Raw genomic sequence first — 20,935 nt, 5'->3', positions numbered from 1 at the left:
ATGACCACAACTGATGAAAAAGGGTTAATTGCGTGGTTTGCGCGTAACCCCGTTGCAGCTAACCTAATCATGATTTTTATCTTGATTGGTGGGTTATTAACCGCGCTGACAATTCGTAAGCAAGCATTCCCTCAATTTGAAAGTAACTGGGTAAGTATACAAGCTATTTACCCTGGTGCCGCACCACAAGAAGTGGAAGAAGGCATTACTATAAAAATTGAAGAAAACCTTGAAGGTACCGAAGGTATTAAACGTCTAATCACTTACTCTAATCGAGGCTATGCACAAGCCTGGGTTGAGATTGAAGAAAAATATGACGCCAAAGAAGCGCTAGATGAAATAAAAGCGCAAGTAGATTCAATTAATACGTTTCCTGCAGGTATGGAACGCCCTGTTGTTCAGCGTGAAAAATTTCAACAAGAAGTAATGATACTCGCGCTTTATGGTGATATGAGTTATTACCAGTTAAAAGAACTTGGCAATGATATTAAGGATGAATTGCAAAACCTTCCTCATGTAAACCTAGTTGATTTTTACAGTGGCTTAGACTACGAAATTGGTATTGAAATTAGCCCTGATAAACTTCGCGAATATGGACTCACATTTAGAGATGTATCTAATGCGGTGCAAAGCTTTTCTACTAATATGTCGGCTGGTCAAATTCGCTCTGATACTGGCTACATTTCGATGCGTGTCGAAAAGCAAGCCTATCGTGGCGGTGAATTTGAAAAGTTACCGCTAATTACATTACCAGACGGTGCTCAAATTAAATTAGGCGATGTAGCCAGCATTAATGATGGCTTTGAAGAAGGCCTACTTTACTCTAAATACAATGGCAAAAATTCACTGTCGTTTGAAATTGATGCCTCAAAAGATCAAGACATTACCGTTGTTGCTAAAGTCCTTAAAAAGTACCTAGCTGACAAAGCCGATCAACTTCCTGCAGGCGTTAAGTTATCACCCATCGTTGATTTAACCTACTACCTTGAAGGTCGCCTCGACATGATGGTCGATAACATGGTGTGGGGCGGTATTTTAGTTATGCTGGTATTAGCGCTGTTTTTACCTCTTAGATTAGCGTTTTGGGTAATGATGGGCCTACCAGTGTCTTTCTTAGGGGCATTCTTATTTATGCCTATCGGCTTTTTAGACATTACTATTAATATGGTGTCTTTGTTTGCCTTTATTATTGTTTTGGGGATTGTGGTTGATGATGCCATTGTTGTAGGTGAGTCGGCCAGTGCTGAAATTGAAAAACATGGGCACTCACTTAACAACGTTATTCGTGGTGTAAAACGTGTAGCCATGCCAGCAACCTTTGGTGTACTAACCACTATTGCTGCATTTTTACCTCAAGCAATGGCTTCAGGGCCGAGCGCTGCGTTTTCGAAAGCAATTGGTGTAGTAATTATTTTATGCTTAATTTTTTCACTGATTGAATCAAAACTAATTTTACCTGCACACATTGCAGCAATGAACCCGCGTAAGCCTAATCCTAAAAACCCATTACATAAATTACGTAATGCAGTTGATAGTGGCTTAAAGCATTTTGTTGAACATTATTACACTCCATTTATCGGTCGTTGTATCCATTATCGCTATACCGTGATTATTGGCTTTTTATGTATTTTAATTGTCAGTGCAGGACTCTTTGCCGGTGGAATGGTTAAATTTGTACCAAACCCTAAAATTCCGCATGATTTTCCGCGTATATCGCTAGAAATGAACCTTGCCTCTTCTGAGCAAGCAACGCTTGAAACAGCGCGTAAAATAGAAAATGTATTACTGAGCGTCGACAAAGAACTAGAGCAGCAGTATGGCCAATCTATGATCCGTGATTTGTCTGTTAGTCTGCGTGGTCGTACTAATGCGAGTATTATGGCCATTTTAGTAGAGCCTCACTTACGCCCAATCGATACCTTTGAGCTAAGCACTATGTGGCGTGAAAAAATGCCGCCGCTACCGGGGCTTAAAACACTCACTATTCAAGATAGTATTTTTGGTGGTGGTCGTGATGATGGCGACGTTAGCTTTAGACTCGAAGGAAAAAATGCCGACGAGTTAAAAGAAGTATCTAGCAAACTAAAAGCTAAGTTACAAAGTATGGAAGGTGTGGGTGATGTAAATGACTCACTGCAAAGTGCCACCGACGAAGTGCAACTTGATTTAAAACCACTTGCTTACAGTATGGGCTTAACCCTAGCTGATGTGGCCTCTCAAGTTAGTTTTAGTTATTACGGCCTTGAAGCACAGCGTATTTTACGTGAAGGTGAAGAAATCAAAGTAATGATTCGCTACCCGCAAAGCGAGCGCAACTCTATTAGCAACATTCAAGATACGCGTATTATCACCCCTGCGGGCGCTGAAGTTTCTTTGAGTGAAATAGCTATAGTCAAGCTAGTTGACGGCGTAAGCAGTATCAGACGTGAAAACTCAAACCGTACTGTTAATGTATGGGCTGCGGTCAATAGCGACGAAGTAGAGCCATTTGCTATTGCACAAGAAATTCGTGATGTTTACTTACCAGCACTGCTTAAAAACTACCCTGGAGTAAAAAGTAATGTTGCAGGGCGTATTCAAGAAGAGATGGAAAGTGCTAATGAACAACTACGTGATTTTGCAATCTCATTAATGATTATTTTTGCGCTACTTGCCATTCCACTTCGCTCATATTCTCAGCCACTGATTATTATGTCGGTGATCCCATTTGGTGTTGTGGGTGCTATGTTCGGTCATATGGCTTTAGGTATGACCATGAGCGGGCTATCAATGTTCGGCATTATAGCTGTAGCCGGTATAGTAGTTAATGATTCACTTGTTATGGTGGATTTTGTAAACAAAGCCCGTGCAGAAGGTGTGGCAATAAAAGAAGCGGTAATGCAAGCCGGAGCGCGTCGCTTTAGAGCGATATTACTAACCTCAGTCACTACTTTTATTGGCGTAATGCCCATTATTATGGAAACCAGTTTACAAGCAAAAATTGTAATACCTATGGCCGTATCACTCGCCTTTGGTGTGCTGTTTGCCACAGTAATTACGCTTATTCTTATACCGTGTCAGTACGTTGCGCTTGAAGATTTGAAACGAGTGATACGTAAATTCCGAGGTAAAGAGTCGACTTCGGATACGAAACTGAGTAATACCATAATGGAAGATAAAACCACCCCTTCTCACTAATAAATTTGTTATCCCAACCAACAAGCCCGAGCTATTTACAACTCGGGCTTTTTATTGCAAAAAATAAAAAAATAAACAAGCTGAACACAAAAGTGCAACACGAAATAAGTTTACTTTTCATACTAACCACGCTAAAAATTGATTTTAAAACAAACAATAATAATTAAGGAAAATTATGAGTCACAAGACTAGAGTTTGGCTAACTCAATTATTAGCTATGAGTGTACTTTTTATATCTACAATAAGCTTAGCCGCTAATAAAGCCACAGAAATTGACTCTTTCATACAAGGCTTTCATGAGTTAAAACAATTTAATGGTAACGTGTTAGTTGCCAAACACGGCGAAGTTATTTTGAAAAAAGCTATGGTTACGCAAACTTTGAATGGGATATTAAAAACACATCACAGACCAAGTTTCGAATAGGCTCTATTACAAAGCAATTTACAGCCCTACTCATTCTACAATTGGTTCAACAAAACAAAATACAGCTCGATGCCCCTTTAAGCACTTACCTACCCGGCTATCGTAAAGATATTGGCGATAAAATTACCATTCGCCAAATCCTTAACCATACTTCAGGCCTAAGTAATTATACTCATGCAAAAGCATTTAGAGATGATTACAGCCGCAACCCTTACAGCGTTGATGAGTTTATAACGCTGTTATGTAGTGATGATTTATTATTTGAGCCCGGTACACAATTTCGCTACAGCAATTCAGGCTACTTTATTTTAGGTGCCGTGATTGAAAAGGTCACTCAACAAACATACCAAGACGTACTGCAGCAGAACATTTTTACCCCGCTGAATATGCACAACAGCGGTTATGACTCTCATGAAAAGCTGCTCAAGCAACGTGCATCTGGTTATAACAATAACTTAGACGGTTACACTAATGCCGATTATCTAGATATGTCTATTCCCTATGCCGCGGGGTCTCTCTATTCAACCGCCCGCGATCTCGTAAAATGGGACCAAGCACTTTATACAAATAAGCTAATAAATGAAGAGCTAAAAAAGCAAATGTATACCGTAACGCAGCAGCGTAATTACGCATTTGGCTGGGAAGTTAATCAATTAAGTGCTTATAAATATGGCAAACCACTAACACAAGTACAACATGGTGGAGGTATAGATGGATTTAATGCATTTATTAGTCGTATATTGGAAGATCAGCTACTTATCGTGATTTTAAATAACACTGGCGGAGCTCCGCTCACACCTATGACGAAAGGCTTAACCAATATTGTTTATGGTAAATCTTACGAGGTAGCAACCGAAAATGTTGATAGCATGTTGTTTCAGGCAATAAAAAGTGGTGGCATTAGTGAGTTAAATAAGAAATACGCAGAATTGGTCTCTAGTGGCGATACTCCTCGCGAGCGCTCAATTAATTATTTTGGCTATGAACTACTCGAAATGAAGATGATAAAAGAAGCCATTGCTTTATTTAAACTCAATGTGCAAACAAATCCAGACTCTGCGAATGCCCACGACAGTTTAGCGGAAGCATATTTAGCTGATGGTAACATTGCAAAGTCACTTGAGTTTTATCAACAAACTTTAGAGCTCGACCCTACGAGTGAAAATGCATCCCAGGCAATTAAAACACTCAGCAGCAAACTTTAAATCAACATGCACTTGGCTGGAAAAACATCATTCAAGTGCACTTTTTGCTAAAACACCTTTATCAACCAACTGTTGTAACAAACGAGTAGCTTTTTCTCTGCACACATCTCTTAGCAATCTCACTGCTGGCGTAATGGATTGGCGGCTTGGGCATATTAACCAAAGTTCGCCACAGGTGTGTTGATAACCAGGCATCAGCGTGATCACGCGATCATTTAGCAAATCATCTGCAATATCTAACGCTGATTTAACCGCTAAACCTTTACCTGCAACACACCAACGCCTGACTAAATCGCCATCATTTGAGGCACGTCTGCCCTGCATTTTTACTTTGTATTTTTTTTGGCCATCGGTAAACTCCCACACATTATTTATAATATCTTGCAGCTGATAAAATAATCCGTGATGCTGCGCTAAATCATCTGGGTGCTGTGGGCTGCCAAATTGTTGTACATAGTCTTTTGTAGCGCACAGTAAACGAGGCACATTACAAATTTTAAACCCATACACATTAGCGTCACTCGGTGAGCCATAACGTAGTGCTATATCAACCGAGTCACGAAAAAAATCGATATTGCTATCGCTAATGTGCGTACGCAAGCTCACACTTGGGTACTTATCCATGATTTCATCAATCCAAGGGATCACTAAGTTGCGACCTAAGTCAGACGATAACGCGACTCTCAGTTCACCTTCGATTTCATCATGCTCCCCTTTTAAGTTTTGCCGAGCGTTTTCAAGCACAGCTAAAGCTTGCTCGCATTGTGGTATATATCGCTCTCCAGCAACTGAAAGCCTTAGGTGGCGTGTTGTACGTACAAATAGGTCAACGCCTAAGGCGGCTTCAACACGTTTGATAGCAGCACTTGCCGTTGCTGTACGCATATCAAGCTTGGCAGCAGCTAAAGTAATACTTTTAAATTCAGCGACTTTTAATATCAGCTTTAAATCATCAATCTGCATATTATCTAAATTTATTTGATAATGATTCAATAATTATGCTGTTTATTTTAAATAAAGCAAATTGTATTATGCTGTTCATACACTCAATGAACACTATTTATCAGCCCTTTTTTATTATGGAGAGACTATGACTCACCCTATTATTCGCGATCTTGAAAGCCGCCACACCGCTAAACGTTATGATGCTACAAAGCGCATTTCTCAAGACGATTTAGCGGTATTGTATAGTGCTATGCGTCTTTCTCCTTCGTCAATTAATTCACAGCCTTGGAAATTTATTGTGATTGAATCTGATGCCGCAAAAGAGCGTATGCACAGTACCTTTGCTAATAAGTTTCAATTTAATCAGCCACACATTAAAGCGGCATCACACATTATTTTATTCGCTCATAATCCGCAATATACCCGTGAAAACTATGGCCAAGTAATTGATGCTGATATAAAAAATGGCCGAACTCAAACAGAAAACCGCGAGCAAGCTTTTGGCGCCTTTGCGTTTGTGGATTTAAATACCGATGAGCAGGGTAATAATGCCGCCTGGACTAAAGCACAAACCTACATTGCTTTAGGCAATACTATGCATGCAGCAGCACGCTTAGGGATTGATACCACCCCGATGGAAGGCGTTGATGCACAACTGATTGGTGAGGAGTTCGCAAGCGAATTAGACGGCTACATCTGTGATGTCGCACTTGCGCTGGGCTACCATGACGCTGAAGAAGACTACAATGCTAAGCTGCCAAAATCACGTTTAAGCAAAGAACAAATTATTCAGGTTTTATAAGTCATAACTGCTCACTTTAAATAGTAAGTGAGCAGTTTATTATTACTAGGCTAGTTTTGTGACCACAGATGCACTGAGCACTTTGCCTTGTTCAACATCTGCGGTAACAGTGCATAATGCACCATTAACTAAGTTTAAATTAGGAGGAATGTGGCCAATATCGGCATCTATGATCACCGGAAATAAACACCCACCAAAAGCGGCATTTAAGCCTTGGCGATAATCAAACCCTGGGTCTTGCCCTTGTAAGGTCACATGACGACCAATAATCACCCCATTTATATCATCAAACATGCCCGCTAATTTAAGTGACAATAAAAACCTTGCAACGGTCGCTGGCGTGAGCTCTGCGCTTTCTAAATAAAGTACAATACCTTGCGAGGCATTGTGCTTTTTAAACTCATGCAGAGCTAAAAAAGGCGAATCAAGTAACAGCCCAACCGTATCAAGACACCCACCAAACAACCGCCCTGACATTTCAATACTGCGCTTATCGGTGTAATTTAAACATTGCCATTGTGTGGGAATGCTGTGATCAAATAATGCATTCGGGTTTTGTGCGTAATCAGGCTTGCTATGTTGATGGTAAGTCGAGGGGGCTTGCTCAAACTCACTGCTAGCCTCATAGCTTAGGCTTTCAAAAATTTGTAAACAATACGGGTCTTTTTCATCAGGGTGTAATTGAATTAAATTAGCGCTATGCAGTGTTGCCCAATTACATTTTGCTGTCAGTGCACAAGCAATCGTACTGACATCTGAATAGCCCACTAACCATTTAGGTTTAGCGTTTTTAATTGCGCTAAAATCAAGCAGAGGCAATATTTCCATTGCCAGCTCTCCGCCCATTGGCGGCATGATCGCATCTATTTCATCATCTAATAAAAAGCCCATTAATTGCTTGGCATGCTGCTTAGCTGTAAGTTGAGTTCGCGGCTCGTTTTGACGTAAAAACTCCCCCTCAACAACCTCATAACCTCGATGTTTTAAGCCATTAATGACAATATCTAACCGTGGATGGTATTTTGATTTGATCCCCGCTGATAAAGAACACACGGCGATTTTAGATCCCACTGTTAAAGGTGCCGGATACAGTATATTTGCCATATTATTTCCTTATTGAAGAATAGGTTACTACCATAACAACATAGCCTACATTTACAAACAATGAATAATATTCAACCGATTCTAAACCAAATATAAAAACCAAGCATAAAAAAACCAGTGCTTATTACTAAGCACTGGTTTTTATAAAACGTTAAAGTGAGTTAACTAATTAAATATACTCAACCTCAATGATTTCGTACTCTACATCACCTTTTGGCGTTTTGATAATCACAGCGTCATCCGCTTGTTTACCAATTAAGCCGCGAGCAATTGGTGAATTAACAGAAATTAAATTACTTTTAATATCTGCTTCATCATCGCCAACAATCTGATATTTAACTTCAGCGTCGGTTTCAACATTAACGATGGTTACTGTAGTCCCAAAAATCACTTTACCTGTATTAGGCATCTTTGTTACGTCAATCATCTGCATGTTTGAAAGCTTTGCTTCAATTTCTTGAATACGGCCTTCACAAAAACCCTGTTGCTCACGCGCAGCGTGATACTCAGCATTTTCTTTTAAGTCACCGTGTTCACGTGCATCAGCAATATCAGATACAATTTTTGGACGGGTAACAGTTTTTAATTCGTTAAGCTCATCGCGCAATAATTTTGCGCCACGAACTGTCATTGGAATTGATTGCATACTTTTCTCACTTAATCCCAAGGCCATGGTTATGGCCTTGGCACATTTCCTTAGTTCAATCGCAGGTGTAGTTCTTGAACAGACGTCACTTTACTGCGGTCATCTGCTTGGTTAGCAGTACAGTTAGCAAATGCCGCATTCAATGTCGTAGTATAATTGGTTTTGTGCTGCAATGCACCACGACGCAACACCTTCGAATCTTCAATCGCTTGGCGACCTTCGGTGGTATTAACGATATAGCTATACTCGCCATTTTTGATTCTATCAAGAATGTGCGGACGACCTTCGTATACTTTATTTACACGGCGAACCGTAATTCCAGCATCTTCAAGTGCAGCAGCTGTTCCACCTGTTGCGTCTAGCTCAAAACCAAGGTCTGTCATAGTTTTTGCTAGTTCTACAATACGTGGCTTATCGCTATTACGTACAGATAGTAACGCGCGACCACCACGTGGTAAAGTGTTGCTTGCACCTAATTGTGCTTTTGCAAACGCTTCGGCGAAAGTATCACCAACACCCATTACTTCACCCGTTGAGCGCATTTCAGGTCCACGGATAGGATCCACACCTTGGAACTTAGCAAATGGCAATACCACTTCTTTTACGCTGTAGTAAGGTGGAATCACTTCTTTAGTAATGCCTTGGCTTGCTAAAGATTGACCCGCCATACAACGCGCCGCTACTTTTGCAAGTGCTACACCCGTTGCTTTAGATACAAATGGAACTGTACGTGCTGCACGTGGGTTTACTTCGATTAGATACACTTTGCCATCTTTAACCGCAAACTGCGTATTCATCAAACCAACTACGCCAAGTTCAAGTGCCATATCAGTTACTTGCTTACGCATCACATCTTGCACTTCTTGCGTTAGCGAGTGAGCTGGTAATGAACATGCTGAGTCACCAGAGTGAACGCCTGCTTGTTCAATATGCTCCATGATACCGCCAATAATCACTTGCTCGCCGTCGCAAATTGCGTCAACGTCAACTTCTATCGCGTTATCTAAGAAACGGTCTAGTAATACTGGCGCTTCATTTGATGCAGATACGGCTTCGGTCATGTAACGACGTAAGTCTTGCTCATCGTATACAATTTCCATCGCACGACCACCTAATACGTACGAAGGACGTACTACCAGTGGGAAACCAATTTCAACTGATTTAAGTAGTGCTTCTTCGGTAGAGGTAACCGTCGCATTTTCTGGTTGCAGTAAGTCTAAACGCTCAACAAGTTGTTGGAAACGCTCACGGTCTTCTGCACGGTCAATGGCATCAGGTGAAGTACCAATTACAGGCACGCCGTTAGCTTCAAGCTCACGCGCTAGTTTAAGTGGTGTTTGACCACCGTACTGAACGATAACGCCTTTTGGCTTTTCAACACGTACAATTTCTAGTACGTCTTCAAGCGTAATTGGCTCAAAGTATAAACGATCAGATGTGTCGTAATCGGTAGAAACCGTTTCAGGGTTACAGTTAACCATGATGGTTTCGTAGCCGTCTTCGCGAAGCGCAAGAGCTGCGTGTACACAACAGTAATCAAATTCAATACCTTGGCCGATACGGTTAGGACCGCCACCAATTACCATGATTTTATCACGGTCAGATGCGTTAGCTTCACATTCTTCATCGTAAGATGAGTACATGTAAGCAGTGTCTGAGCTAAATTCTGCGGCGCACGTATCAACGCGTTTGTAAACAGGTACAATATTGAGTTGATGGCGCTTTTTACGAATTTCAGCTTCTGACACACCAGCAATTTCTGCAATACGCGGATCTGCAAACCCTTTGCGTTTAAGTTTACGCAAGAAGTCTGCATTTAAGCCGGCCATACCGACTTCTGAAATTTTAGCTTCATCTTTTAGGATGTCTTCAATTTGTACTAAGTACCAAGGGTCAATCTTAGTCAGTTCGAACACATCTTCAACGCTCATACCATGGCGCATCGCATCGGCAATGTACCAAATACGCTCTGCACCAGGCTCACGTAATTCACGAATGATTTTTTCTTTTGCTTTCGGGTCGTCAAGCGCCACAATTGGGTTAAAGCCCGTTGCGCCTACTTCTAAACCACGTAATGCTTTTTGCAATGACTCTTGTTGGTTACGACCAATCGCCATTACTTCGCCCACTGATTTCATTTGCGTTGTTAAACGGTCGTTTGCACCGGCAAATTTTTCAAAGTTAAAGCGAGGAATTTTTGTTACCACGTAATCGATTGAAGGCTCAAACGATGCTGGTGTTTTACCGCCAGTAATATCATTCTGTAACTCGTCTAACGTGTAACCTACAGCAAGCTTAGCTGCGATTTTAGCAATCGGGAAGCCTGTTGCTTTAGATGCAAGCGCTGATGAACGTGATACACGCGGGTTCATCTCGATGATAACCATACGGCCATCAACTGGATTTACACCAAATTGTACGTTTGAACCGCCGGTTTCAACACCAATTTCACGCAATACGGCCATAGAGGCATTACGCATAATTTGGTATTCTTTGTCGGTTAATGTTTGTGCTGGTGCAACCGTGATTGAGTCACCTGTGTGCACACCCATTGGGTCAAAGTTTTCAATAGAACAGACGATAATACAGTTGTCTTTTTTGTCACGAACAACTTCCATTTCGTATTCTTTCCAACCAATTAACGATTCATCAATTAATAACTCGCTGGTTGGTGAAAGGTCTAAACCGCGCTCACAGATTTCTTCAAACTCTTCCATGTTGTAAGCCACACCGCCACCGGTGCCGCCCATTGTGAAAGAAGGACGAATAATACACGGTAAGCCGATACGGGTCATGGTATCGCGAGCTTCATCCATTGAATGGGCAATTTCAGCACGTGGACATTCAAGGCCGATGTTACGCATAGCAACATCAAAACGCTCACGGTTTTCTGCTTTATCGATTGCATCGGCTGTTGCGCCAATAAGCTCAACACCATGCTTTGCCAATACACCGTGCTTATCTAAATCAAGCGCACAGTTTAATGCCGTTTGACCACCCATTGTAGGCAGTACAGCATCTGGCTTTTCTTTTTCAATAATTTTTTCTGCCACTTCCCAGTGAATTGGTTCGATGTATGTTGCATCGGCCATTTCTGGATCAGTCATGATAGTGGCTGGGTTTGAGTTAACTAATATAACTCTATAGCCTTCTTCTCTTAGTGCTTTACACGCTTGAGCACCAGAGTAGTCAAATTCACAAGCTTGACCAATTACAATTGGGCCTGCGCCTAAGATAAGAATGCTTTTTATATCGGTACGTTTTGGCATTATTACTCCGGTTAAATTAGTGGTTACGCGCTTGCATCAAGTCGATGAAGTGGTCAAATAATGGGGCTGCATCGTGCGGACCAGGACTTGCTTCAGGATGACCTTGGAAGCTAAACGCTGGTTTATCTGTACGGTGAATACCTTGTAATGTACCGTCAAATAACGATTTGTGCGTAGCACGTAAATTATCTGGTAATGTGGCTTCATCTGCAGCAAAACCGTGGTTTTGTGCAGTGATCATTACAACATCGCGGTCAAGATCTTTAACTGGGTGGTTACCACCATGGTGGCCAAACTTCATTTTTACTGTTTTAGCACCTGAGGCAAGTGCTAGTAGTTGATGCCCTAAACAAATACCAAAAATTGGCGTGTCGGTTTCTAAAAAGGTTTTAATTGCATCAATGGCATAAGTACATGGCTCAGGATCGCCAGGGCCGTTTGATAAGAAAATACCATCTGGGTTTAAGGCTAGTACGTCAGCGGCAGAGGTTTGTGCTGGGACAACGGTCAGTTTACAACCACGATCAACAAGCATACGTAAAATGTTACGTTTAACACCGAAGTCGTAGGCAACAACATGAAACTTTTCATCATCAGCGTGTAAGGTTTTAAACCCCTCGCCTAATGTCCAGCTTGATTCGCGCCACTCAAAATTTTCCTTGGTTGAGACAACTTTTGCTAAATCCATACCTTTTAAGCCTGGGAAGGCTTGCGCGGCTTCGAGCGCTTTTTTCTCGTCTAGTTCGTCACCAGCAACAATACAGCCATTTTGTGCGCCTTTGTCACGCAAAATACGGGTTAGTTTTCTGGTGTCGATGTCCGCAATACCTAAAATATTACGTTCTTTTAAGTAATCATCTAACGATTGCTCGTTACGAAAATTACTTGCTAGCAGTGGCAAATCACGGATCACTAGGCCTTTAGCCCAAATGTGACTCGCTTCTTCGTCTTCGCTGTTGGTACCCGTATTACCGATATGTGGGTACGTCAAAGTTACGATTTGTTCCGCGTACGATGGATCAGTCAAAATTTCTTGATAACCAGTCATAGACGTATTGAATACTACTTCACCGACTGACATGCCGTCAGCGCCGATTGCAGTACCGCGAAACACTGTGCCGTCTTCTAGGACTAACAGAGCGGATTTAGTCAAGTTAAACCTCCTAACAGTAAAAAACGGGAGTAAACAAATTGCTTAACACCCCGCCAATACCCAAATAATTGGTCAAAACCTGATTTCTGTGAGCTTAAATTGTTTTACGCAGTCTTAAATGATGCCGATGTAAACCACTAAACCTTCATTCATTTTTCTTGCCTAAAACTCTTTTTATTCCCACACAAACCCCGGTTTTGCTAACCATATGAGTATAATTGGAAACACGCATTTAGTAATTTTTGGCAAATTGGCTGCATTCTACATGAAGTTGGCTTTTAGGTCTAACGCTAATTAGTAAATTGCAATAAATAAGTGGTTATAACAAAAAACCACCTCAAAGCGTTAAAAAAGGAACTTAACTACTTTAAATCTAGCACATCTTGCATATCATAAAGTCCTGCTGGTTTATTTTTCAACCACTGCGCAGCTCTTATAGCACCTAGGGCGAAGGTCATTCGAGAACTTGCTTTATGGGTTAATTCAAGTCTTTCGCCCATTGTAGCGAAGTAGGCCGTGTGTTCACCTACTATATCGCCGCCTCTTAGCACTGAATAGCCAATTTCATTTTGTGATTTGGCCTGCTCTATGTTGTTACGATCATAAACAGCAACCTCATCATGATCCCACCCTTTAGCCTGTGCAATCGACTCGCCAATAGCTAATGCTGTACCCGATGGCGCATCGATTTTATGGCGATGATGCGCTTCAAAAATTTCAATATCTAAATCATCGCCTAATTTTGTCGCTGCTGTTTGCACTAAGTTAAGCAGTAAATTTACGCCCACGCTATAATTACGCGCAAATACGATCGGGATATGTTTAGCGGCATCTGTTAATAGAGCCATATCATCATGAGTTAAGCCAGTGGTGCCAATTACCATAGGTGTTTGTTTCTCAACAGCTGTTTTTAAGTGATTTCTCATGCCTTGTGGAAGGGTAAAGTCTATAAGCACATCTACATTTTCAACCTGCTGTTCACTGCTAAAGTGAATGTCTTTAGCCGCTGCACTATTAAGTTGATTAACCGATAGACCGACTAACTCAGACTCACTGCGTACATAGGCCGCCGCTAATTGTGAATTTTTATTGATTGTTGCTGCTTCTAAAAGTGCCAGGCCCATACGGCCATTCGCACCAAACACACCTACTCGATTCATCTTTTTACAACCTATGTATTTTTTAGTTAGCTAGATTTTATCTAAAACTCATGTAATAGTCAGGAAAGCTTATAAAAAAGCTTCGATTATTTTAGGGTCTGTTGACCTTTGCGGATTAAAATTTGTTTAAACTAGGAGTGGTTTAATCGTGGCGCGAGGTTTGTAACCTAGTGGGCTAAGTAAAAACCGAGCAACAAAGAGTAAATCGCTCCTAGGCAGAACCTGTTTGGCATTGATGCTGCGTTATCGCCTATTTATGGGGAATACCACACCACATTGGCTCTGCCTTGCCTAAATACCAAACAGACTGCTGCAAATTTAACCTTGAAAGATCAACAGACCCTCATAATAATAACAGATAGTCTTTGCATTTAGCCATCTATACATTTAAACTTCTTTTTTTTGCGCCGATTTGGTCTTTGGCTTGCGGGCGCTGTTGAGTTACTTATCTGGTTAGATAGTAAAACAAACAACTAAATTCAGCTAAAAGAGGGATGCTTTGGCTGTTTAATATATCAATCGATTTCGATTGCTATGAATAATTAACGAGGATTATGATGCAGCCATCATTTGATAAAAATAAAGCAAGATTTTCTTTGCTCCCCCTACTCACCTTTGTTGCTATTTTTTTAGGCTCAGGCTTATATTTGCAATCTCAAGGGGTTGATTATGCATTTTATCAACTCCCAGCACCGGTCGCTATTTTACCTGCGATTGTTTTAGCCTTTATTTTAAATAAAGCCAGTATTAATCAAAGTGTAGAAACCTTTATTAAAGGCGTGGGTAATAACAATATTATTACCATGTGTCTTATCTATTTATTAGCAGGTGCTTTTTCTGCGGTTGCAGGGGCAACCGGTGGCGTTGACGCGGTTGTTAATGCTGGTCTCTCACTTATTCCCCCTTCATTACTTCTGCCTGGTTTGTTTTTAATTGCCGCGGTTATCTCTACTGCGATGGGCACGTCAATGGGAACTATCGGTGCTATTGGCCCAATTGCTTATGCAGTATCAATGAAAACAGGGATTGATCCCGCATTAATGGCCGGTACCATTGTATCTGGCGCTATGTTTGGTGATAACCTATCAATAATTTCTGACACTACGATTGCAGCTACCCGCACGCAAGGCTGTGAAATGAAAGATAAGTTTAAAGAAAATCTTAAAATTGCGATTCCAGCCGCTATCCTTACTATTGCACTGTTGTTATTTTTAACGCCAGCTGCGCAAGTTGTTGAAACTAAAGACTACGATATTTTATTGGTGCTTCCTTATGCCTTTATTTTAGTACTGGCAGTAATGGGCTTTAATGTATTTGTAGTACTGTTAAGCGGTATTGTTTTCGCCGCATTGATGGGCTTTACCGGAAGCTATGAAGGCGCCAGCTTTGTAAAAGATATTTACCAAGGTTTTAGCGACATGCAGGAAATATTTTTACTGTCTATGTTTATTGGTGGCCTCTCTGAGTTTATTCGTATTAATGGCGGCCTCGACTACATCGCGCAAAAAATTCAAGCAATCACTAAGGTCATTGCAAAATGGCATCGCAAGGTAGCGGATCAGTTAGGGATAGCTGCATTAGTGCTAACCAGCAATATGTGTATTGCTAACAACACAGTGTCTATTATTGTGACTGGCCCTATTGCTAAAAAGCTAGCTGACGATGGCGAAATTAGTGGTAAACGTTCTGCCAGTTTATTAGATATTTTTGCCTGTGTTACCCAAGGGTCTTTACCTTACGGCGCACAAGCACTTCTGCTTGGTGCTACATTTAAAATTAGCCCGTGGGAAGTATCAACCTCATCTTACTACTGCTTTATTTTAGCTTTTACCGCTATTGCGGTTATTTGTTTACGTCGTAATAAAGCTTAAATCTTCTTTAAACAGTGTATTAGCCACATGCTAGTACACTGTTTATGACAATAAATAATTAACAAATTAACCGTCTTTGCTATAATGTGGTATTCAGCGTGTCACATAAAATATGGTTATGAAAATTAAAAACTTACTTCCTCTCGTTGCACTTAGTGCGTGTGCCTTAAGTTCAACAGCTACTGCTGCTAATTGGAGCAGTACTGCGCTTCATATTAACAACGGTAATCATAAAAACCCGTTCACTGAACAAAAATCAAGCACCACGGTTTATTCATTGCAACATGCTTCAGGCCATGACTATGGGGATAACTTTTTCTTTATTGATTACAGCACTGATGGCAATGACGATAACTACCAAGATCAAGACTTTTACTTTGAAGGTTATTCTACGCTTAGCTTATCGGCCGTTATGGACGAAAAAGTAGCGTCAGGTGCGCTCGTTGATGTTGGCCTAACCATGGGTATTAATGCCGCAGGCGATGCTAAAGTTGTTAAATACTTACCGGGTGTAAAATTAAGCTGGGATGTGCCTGGTTTTAATTTCTTATCAACCCTTGTGACTGCCTACATTGATGATAGTGAAGGTGTTGCTAAAGGCGGTGCGCCAATTGAAACCAACAGCTGGATGTTTGACGTTGCTTTTGAATATCCATTTATGATTGGCTCACAAAAATTTAGTGTTAAGGGTCATGCGGAATATATTGCTGAGCGTGAAGATGAGTTTGGTAATGACGTACGCGCTTGGTTTTTAGCTCAACCTATTATTGTATGGGATATGGGGCATGCGCTAGAGATGAAAGAAAACACATTACTGTTAGGTATGGAGTGGCAGTACTGGCATAACAAACTTGGTACAGATGTCAGCGAATCAGTACCGCAAGTTCATTTAGAGTGGACTTTTTAAATAACAAAGTAAATTAAAAAGTGCGAACCATTTCGCACTTTTTTAAGTTCAAAAATATATGTTTTATCTAATTGTTAACCTATCGGCAATTAACTGAGAAGTAGTCGTCCCCGCTCTTTACTTCTAACTCAGGAAAATGTGTTATCAGACGGTTATAGCCTTCTTTAGATCGGATTTTGAGAGCAAATGAAGCTCGAAGATGTTGCGATTCAATGTGAACTCCATTGCGAATAAAAAAGTCTATAAATGCTTTATTTTTTTTATTTTCATAGGTAATTGGATCACCGGAATGAATAGAGAGTTCCGAATAATTTTGGATAAAGAAATAAAGAGGATCCAATTCATTCTTATTATCAAAAGCAACGCCACCCAGCCTAGTGTTTAATATATCGAAGGGGTCAAAAACGCCTTCAGCTGCAAAACTATTCAATAAACTCTGCGCATCTTTTAACTGCTCGAAATTTAATGAATTAAGCCACAATGTTAATCCTTTTAATCCTGCCAACCCTCCTAATAATTCCGAATGACTACTTAACGGTTTTAAACCAACATTACTTAGTCTAGATATAATTTCTTGCTCATTTAAGCTAGTTGCTTGCAGGTAATCTCGAGCAAAAATAACTGCTAAAATAGATTTTGTTTCAGGTAACAAAACAGGTAAATCTAAGGTTTCTAAATCGAGTTCTTGTAATGAGGTGTTTTGATTACCAATTGCTTGATTAATTATCTTACTCACTGTAGTAATCTGACTATTTATTAACGGAGAGTTATGTAAAGCTTTTTTATTTTTACAGTGCTTAAATTCAGATGAAGATTTAATCTTTGCAATAAAAGGCTGATCTTTAAATGTTTCAATTTCATTGGGTGTTAATTCACGGCTTGCAAGCCAATCCGTCGTTGATTGACACTTTTTGAGGTCCAGTTGTTGTTCGTCAGTTAATACGGATTCTTTTATATTCAGTTGCAATATAGGGTTCGGTTTCTCTATATCATCGATTAAAACGATTTTAATAACGATCCCTTCGTTATTTAATTTCTCAACCCCCTTATTGACCTTTTCGTTACTAAACCAAGGGTGTGTGATTTTTTGATAAAAAACCTGCTTCTCTAATAACCCTAAAAGAGTTAAGAACAATTTATGCTCTGTTGGATTAGTAATTTCATAATCTTCACCACCTATAATAGTGAGAAAATTCAATGCTAATTTATTATCGAAGCTTACATCTGATAACTTTAAATCAGGGTAACGCTGCAAAAGCATAATAGCGGATTGTAGCTGCTGTTTAGTCAACAACAGATTTAAAATTGAATTTAAAGGAGAAAGTTGATTATTGTTAAGTACATCATATGGAATTTCTGAAAAAGTCCGTTCAATTTCGTTAAAAATTTCAACGGCAGAGGTATTTGTTGAGCTGACCTTTTTGTAAATCGTATCTGTGGGCAAGTTTTTCCAAAGTATATCCAAAAGGTCAGTGTAATCAACAACAGTTGTTATATTTAAGTCCGGTGCGTTAACGTAATCGTATTGAGCAATTAATCTTTCACTATTCGGTATTGATTGTAAAATCGGAAGCAACTTTTCAACTGACTTTGCTAATGCCGCTTTATCGTACCAAGTTTTAGCCACTGACCAGTAACTCGAAAACCATATTGCCTCGGCGACCTGCTTTGCTGTATACCCGTTTTTAAATGCTTGTGAAGCTTTTAGCTCAATATCACGTTCATTATTATCTCGTAACTGATACTGCTTATAATTTAGCTCTTTGCATTGCTCCTCATTCGGGATATCAGTAGGAAATGGCTGTTTAACATAAATATTTTTGGTGTTTGTGTTATTCCCGAAATTAACTTTTGGCTTTTTAATATCAACATTGGCTTCTGTTGGTGTAAGCAGGGTTGAATTATGACGCTTACTGGATAATATACTGAAAACTGTAACTAAGCTGATCAAAACAACGCTAATGATTACAACTATTTTTTTCATCCTTGAATCTTCCTATTTTTGGCCTACTTCAAACCACATGTTTTCATTTACAAGTTAGTTTGATTAAGCTCGCAAACTAATGTTAAACGAGCTTATAAGGTTTTGTTAAAACTTACACTGCGGATTTTTACCTTGTGCTTTAGCTGTTTTTTGCTCACTAAGCGCTTTACCCATTTGCGATTGTAAATTTGCAATACGGCTTGTTGGTGCTGGGTGAGTTGATAAAAACTCTGGCGTTGCCCCACTGCCCGCTTGACTCATATTTTGCCAAAGCGTAACAGACTCTTTAGGGTTAAACCCTGCTTGCGCCATTAAATCTAAACCAATAACGTCAGCTTCTGTCTCATGTGAACGACTAAACGGTAAAACCACACCATATTGAGCGCCAAGACCAAGTCCTTGCATAATTTCATTGCGGTATTGCACGTTGCCCATTTCAAGCGCCGCACTGCCCACTTTCATTCCAGTTTGTAAAATAGAGCTTTGTGAAACACGTTCATTTGAGTGCTCTGCAATCACATGACCGACTTCATGACCTAAAACAGTTGCAAGCTGATCTTGGTTTGTAGCAATTTTTAATAGTCCAGTGTGCACCCCAATATAACCACCTGGCAATGCAAAGGCGTTTGCAGATTCATCTTCAAATACCACCACTTCCCAGTTTTGAGATGCATAATCTGTTGGTAGAACGGCTACTACTTTATCAGCAATACAATTGACGTAACTGTTTACTTTTGGGTCTTTATTTACCGGCTGATTTTTTTTCATTTCTGCAAAACTGGCAGTGCCCATCTGACTCATTTGTTGGTCTGAGTAAAGCGCAATTTGCGTTCGTCCAGTTGGTGATGTTTTACAACCTACTAATACTGCACTAGCAAGTACTGCCAAAACCAATTTCTTCATTATGTTACCCTAGATCATTGTTTTATTAAGTATAGAATAGCAAACACGGTGTTAGTTTAAAATCTTTGCTTTTTGCGATTAAACAATTAAGTTAGCAGGCAAACTAAGTTTATCCAACGCCATTGCCCTGCTATACTGCCCAACCTATATTCGTTGTTTTGAGTTTTTAAATGAGTGCTTCGGCTTCTTCTTTTAATACCCGTATTTTATTGCCTTTATTAGCCAGTATTGTGGCAATCACGCCTTTAGCCATCGATATGTACTTACCGGCGATGCTGGTAATTGCCAACGATCTCAATACTAGCATGCCAAATGTTCAAATCTCGTTGAGTATCTATTTAGCAGGTTATGCATTGGGCATGTTATTTTTTGGCCCTATAGCCGATCAAATTGGCAGGCGTAAACTAGCGCGAATAGGGCTCAGTTTATTTGGCTTAAGTTCACTCGCATTGGCATTTACTACTGAAGTGCATACTTTTTGGGTGTTAAGAGCGGTACAGGCATTTACTGGGGCAGCTGCCACGGTTGTCGTTCCTGGGATAATAAGGCACATATATCAAAAAAATACCGCTAAGGGTATGTCGTACGTGTCTATGATCATGATGATAGCGCCTTTACTTGCCCCCTCTATCGGCTCAGTTATTTTAGGCTTTTCGCTGTGGTCGACTATTTTTATTGTTTTAGCGGCTTATAGCTTTGTAATTTTACTTTTTGTACAGCGTTATTTAATCGATATCCCGATATTTAAAAATGATCGAAAAGGGTTATCGCTATTCTTTTCGAGTTACAAAGTGGTATTAAGCAACCCGCACGCCCGCGCTGATATTTTAAGCTCGATGTTTGTGTCGTTTGGCTTTTTTTGCTTTTTAACCTCGGTTCCATATATTTACCTCGACTTATTTAAAGTATCGGAACAATTGTTTGGCCTGCTATTCGCTTTTAATGTAATGGCGCTGATGTTTGGTAACTTTTTAAATACTCGCGTAGTGCCACGTATTGGCTCACGAAAAATGCTTTATTACGGGCTAATGTGTGGTTTTTTATCTGGCACAGCATTACTCAGCTTTAGTGTGTTGCATTTATCGCTTTACTTTATTGTTGCGGCTATTGCCCCGTTAATGATGAGCTTAGGCATAATAGCAAGTAATGCAGATTCATTAATTTTGATGAAGTTTGAACAAAATACCGGAACTGCTACGGCGGTTATCGGCACCTTGCGTTTTGGTAGTGGCGCATTAGTAGGCCCTATATTAGCGGTAATGCATGCACAAAGTGCGGTTCCATTTTCTAGTTTAATGTTTAGTGCGCTGGTACTGACAATACTGGTGCAGTTAATACATTATTTTAAAGACAAAAAAAATGCCTCATAATGAGGCATTTTTAAA

The 20,935-nt window shown here is 40.2% G+C and carries 15 protein-coding genes; 7 read left to right on the top strand and 8 right to left on the bottom strand.

Annotated elements, in window-relative coordinates; translation table 11 throughout:
- The 3 genes from PUND_RS08605 (at nt 1) to PUND_RS08595 (ending at nt 4,806) form a co-directional block, all read left to right on the top strand.
- On the top strand, nt 1-3,177 hold the full coding sequence (locus PUND_RS08605) for an efflux RND transporter permease subunit (RefSeq protein ID WP_010388648.1): 3,177 nt from the start codon (nt 1-3) through the stop codon (nt 3,175-3,177).
- 175 nt (nt 3,178-3,352) lie between these two features.
- Entirely contained in the window at nt 3,353-3,601 is a 249-nt protein-coding gene (locus PUND_RS08600) for a hypothetical protein (RefSeq protein ID WP_010388646.1), read from the top strand.
- On the top strand, nt 3,568-4,806 hold the full coding sequence (locus tag PUND_RS08595; RefSeq protein WP_240539515.1) for a serine hydrolase domain-containing protein: 1,239 nt from the start codon (nt 3,568-3,570) through the stop codon (nt 4,804-4,806). Before PUND_RS08600 ends, PUND_RS08595 begins: the two co-directional genes overlap by 34 nt.
- A gap of 27 nt (nt 4,807-4,833) precedes the next feature.
- Here PUND_RS08595 and PUND_RS08590 read toward each other — a convergent pair whose 3' ends face one another.
- Entirely contained in the window at nt 4,834-5,769 is a 936-nt protein-coding gene (locus PUND_RS08590; protein ID WP_010388640.1) for a LysR family transcriptional regulator, read from the bottom strand.
- Nucleotides 5,770-5,896: 127 nt separating this feature from the next.
- On the opposite strand from PUND_RS08590, the gene PUND_RS08585 reads away from it, so the two are divergent.
- Nucleotides 5,897-6,553, top strand: a complete 657-nt coding sequence (locus PUND_RS08585) for a nitroreductase family protein (RefSeq protein ID WP_010388638.1) — start codon at nt 5,897-5,899, stop codon at nt 6,551-6,553.
- Nucleotides 6,554-6,598: 45 nt separating this feature from the next.
- Here PUND_RS08585 and PUND_RS08580 read toward each other — a convergent pair whose 3' ends face one another.
- The 5 genes from PUND_RS08580 to dapB all read right to left on the bottom strand — a co-directional run bounded on the left by PUND_RS08580 (nt 6,599) and on the right by dapB (nt 13,885).
- The gene (locus PUND_RS08580) at nt 6,599-7,657 is read right to left on the bottom strand and encodes a S66 family peptidase (RefSeq protein WP_010388637.1); all 1,059 of its coding nucleotides are present in this window, start codon (nt 7,655-7,657) and stop codon (nt 6,599-6,601) included.
- Nucleotides 7,658-7,826: 169 nt separating this feature from the next.
- A complete protein-coding gene (gene greA, locus PUND_RS08575; RefSeq protein WP_010388635.1) occupies nt 7,827-8,303 on the bottom strand; it encodes a transcription elongation factor GreA in 477 nt (158 codons plus the stop codon).
- A gap of 50 nt (nt 8,304-8,353) precedes the next feature.
- Nucleotides 8,354-11,572, bottom strand: coding sequence for a carbamoyl-phosphate synthase large subunit (gene carB, locus PUND_RS08570; RefSeq protein ID WP_010388634.1), 3,219 nt, complete (start codon nt 11,570-11,572; stop codon nt 8,354-8,356).
- Nucleotides 11,573-11,588: 16 nt separating this feature from the next.
- Nucleotides 11,589-12,725: a glutamine-hydrolyzing carbamoyl-phosphate synthase small subunit gene (gene carA, locus PUND_RS08565; protein WP_008113125.1), complete on the bottom strand. Its 1,137-nt coding sequence runs from the start codon at nt 12,723-12,725 to the stop codon at nt 11,589-11,591.
- A 362-nt stretch (nt 12,726-13,087) separates the two neighbouring features.
- Nucleotides 13,088-13,885 (bottom strand): 4-hydroxy-tetrahydrodipicolinate reductase, encoded by a 798-nt coding sequence (gene dapB / locus PUND_RS08560; protein WP_010388633.1) that lies wholly within the window; start codon nt 13,883-13,885, stop codon nt 13,088-13,090.
- Nucleotides 13,886-14,442: 557 nt separating this feature from the next.
- Here dapB and PUND_RS08555 point away from each other — a divergent pair.
- Together PUND_RS08555 and PUND_RS08550 are read left to right on the top strand one after the other, a co-directional pair.
- Nucleotides 14,443-15,756: a Na+/H+ antiporter NhaC family protein gene (locus PUND_RS08555; RefSeq protein ID WP_010388632.1), complete on the top strand. Its 1,314-nt coding sequence runs from the start codon at nt 14,443-14,445 to the stop codon at nt 15,754-15,756.
- A gap of 118 nt (nt 15,757-15,874) precedes the next feature.
- Nucleotides 15,875-16,663, top strand: a complete 789-nt coding sequence (locus PUND_RS08550; RefSeq protein ID WP_041708814.1) for a hypothetical protein — start codon at nt 15,875-15,877, stop codon at nt 16,661-16,663.
- 79 nt (nt 16,664-16,742) lie between these two features.
- On the opposite strand, the gene PUND_RS08545 is transcribed toward PUND_RS08550, so the two are convergent.
- Nucleotides 16,743-18,647 carry a hypothetical protein gene (locus tag PUND_RS08545; RefSeq protein ID WP_010388627.1) on the bottom strand — a complete coding sequence of 635 codons (1,905 nt, stop codon included), beginning with the start codon at nt 18,645-18,647 and terminating at the stop codon, nt 16,743-16,745.
- 105 nt (nt 18,648-18,752) lie between these two features.
- Nucleotides 18,753-19,550 (bottom strand): M48 family metallopeptidase, encoded by a 798-nt coding sequence (locus PUND_RS08540; protein WP_010388626.1) that lies wholly within the window; start codon nt 19,548-19,550, stop codon nt 18,753-18,755.
- A 170-nt stretch (nt 19,551-19,720) separates the two neighbouring features.
- On the opposite strand from PUND_RS08540, the gene PUND_RS08535 reads away from it, so the two are divergent.
- A complete protein-coding gene (locus tag PUND_RS08535; RefSeq protein WP_010388625.1) occupies nt 19,721-20,920 on the top strand; it encodes a Bcr/CflA family efflux MFS transporter in 1,200 nt (399 codons plus the stop codon).
- Nucleotides 20,921-20,935 lie beyond the last annotated feature (15 nt).

The sequence above is a fragment of the Pseudoalteromonas undina genome, assembly GCF_000238275.3.
Taxonomy (GTDB): Bacteria; Pseudomonadota; Gammaproteobacteria; order Enterobacterales; family Alteromonadaceae; genus Pseudoalteromonas; species Pseudoalteromonas undina.
Note: the sequence above shows the minus strand (reverse complement) of the source record. Positions and strands in the feature narration are given on the sequence as shown.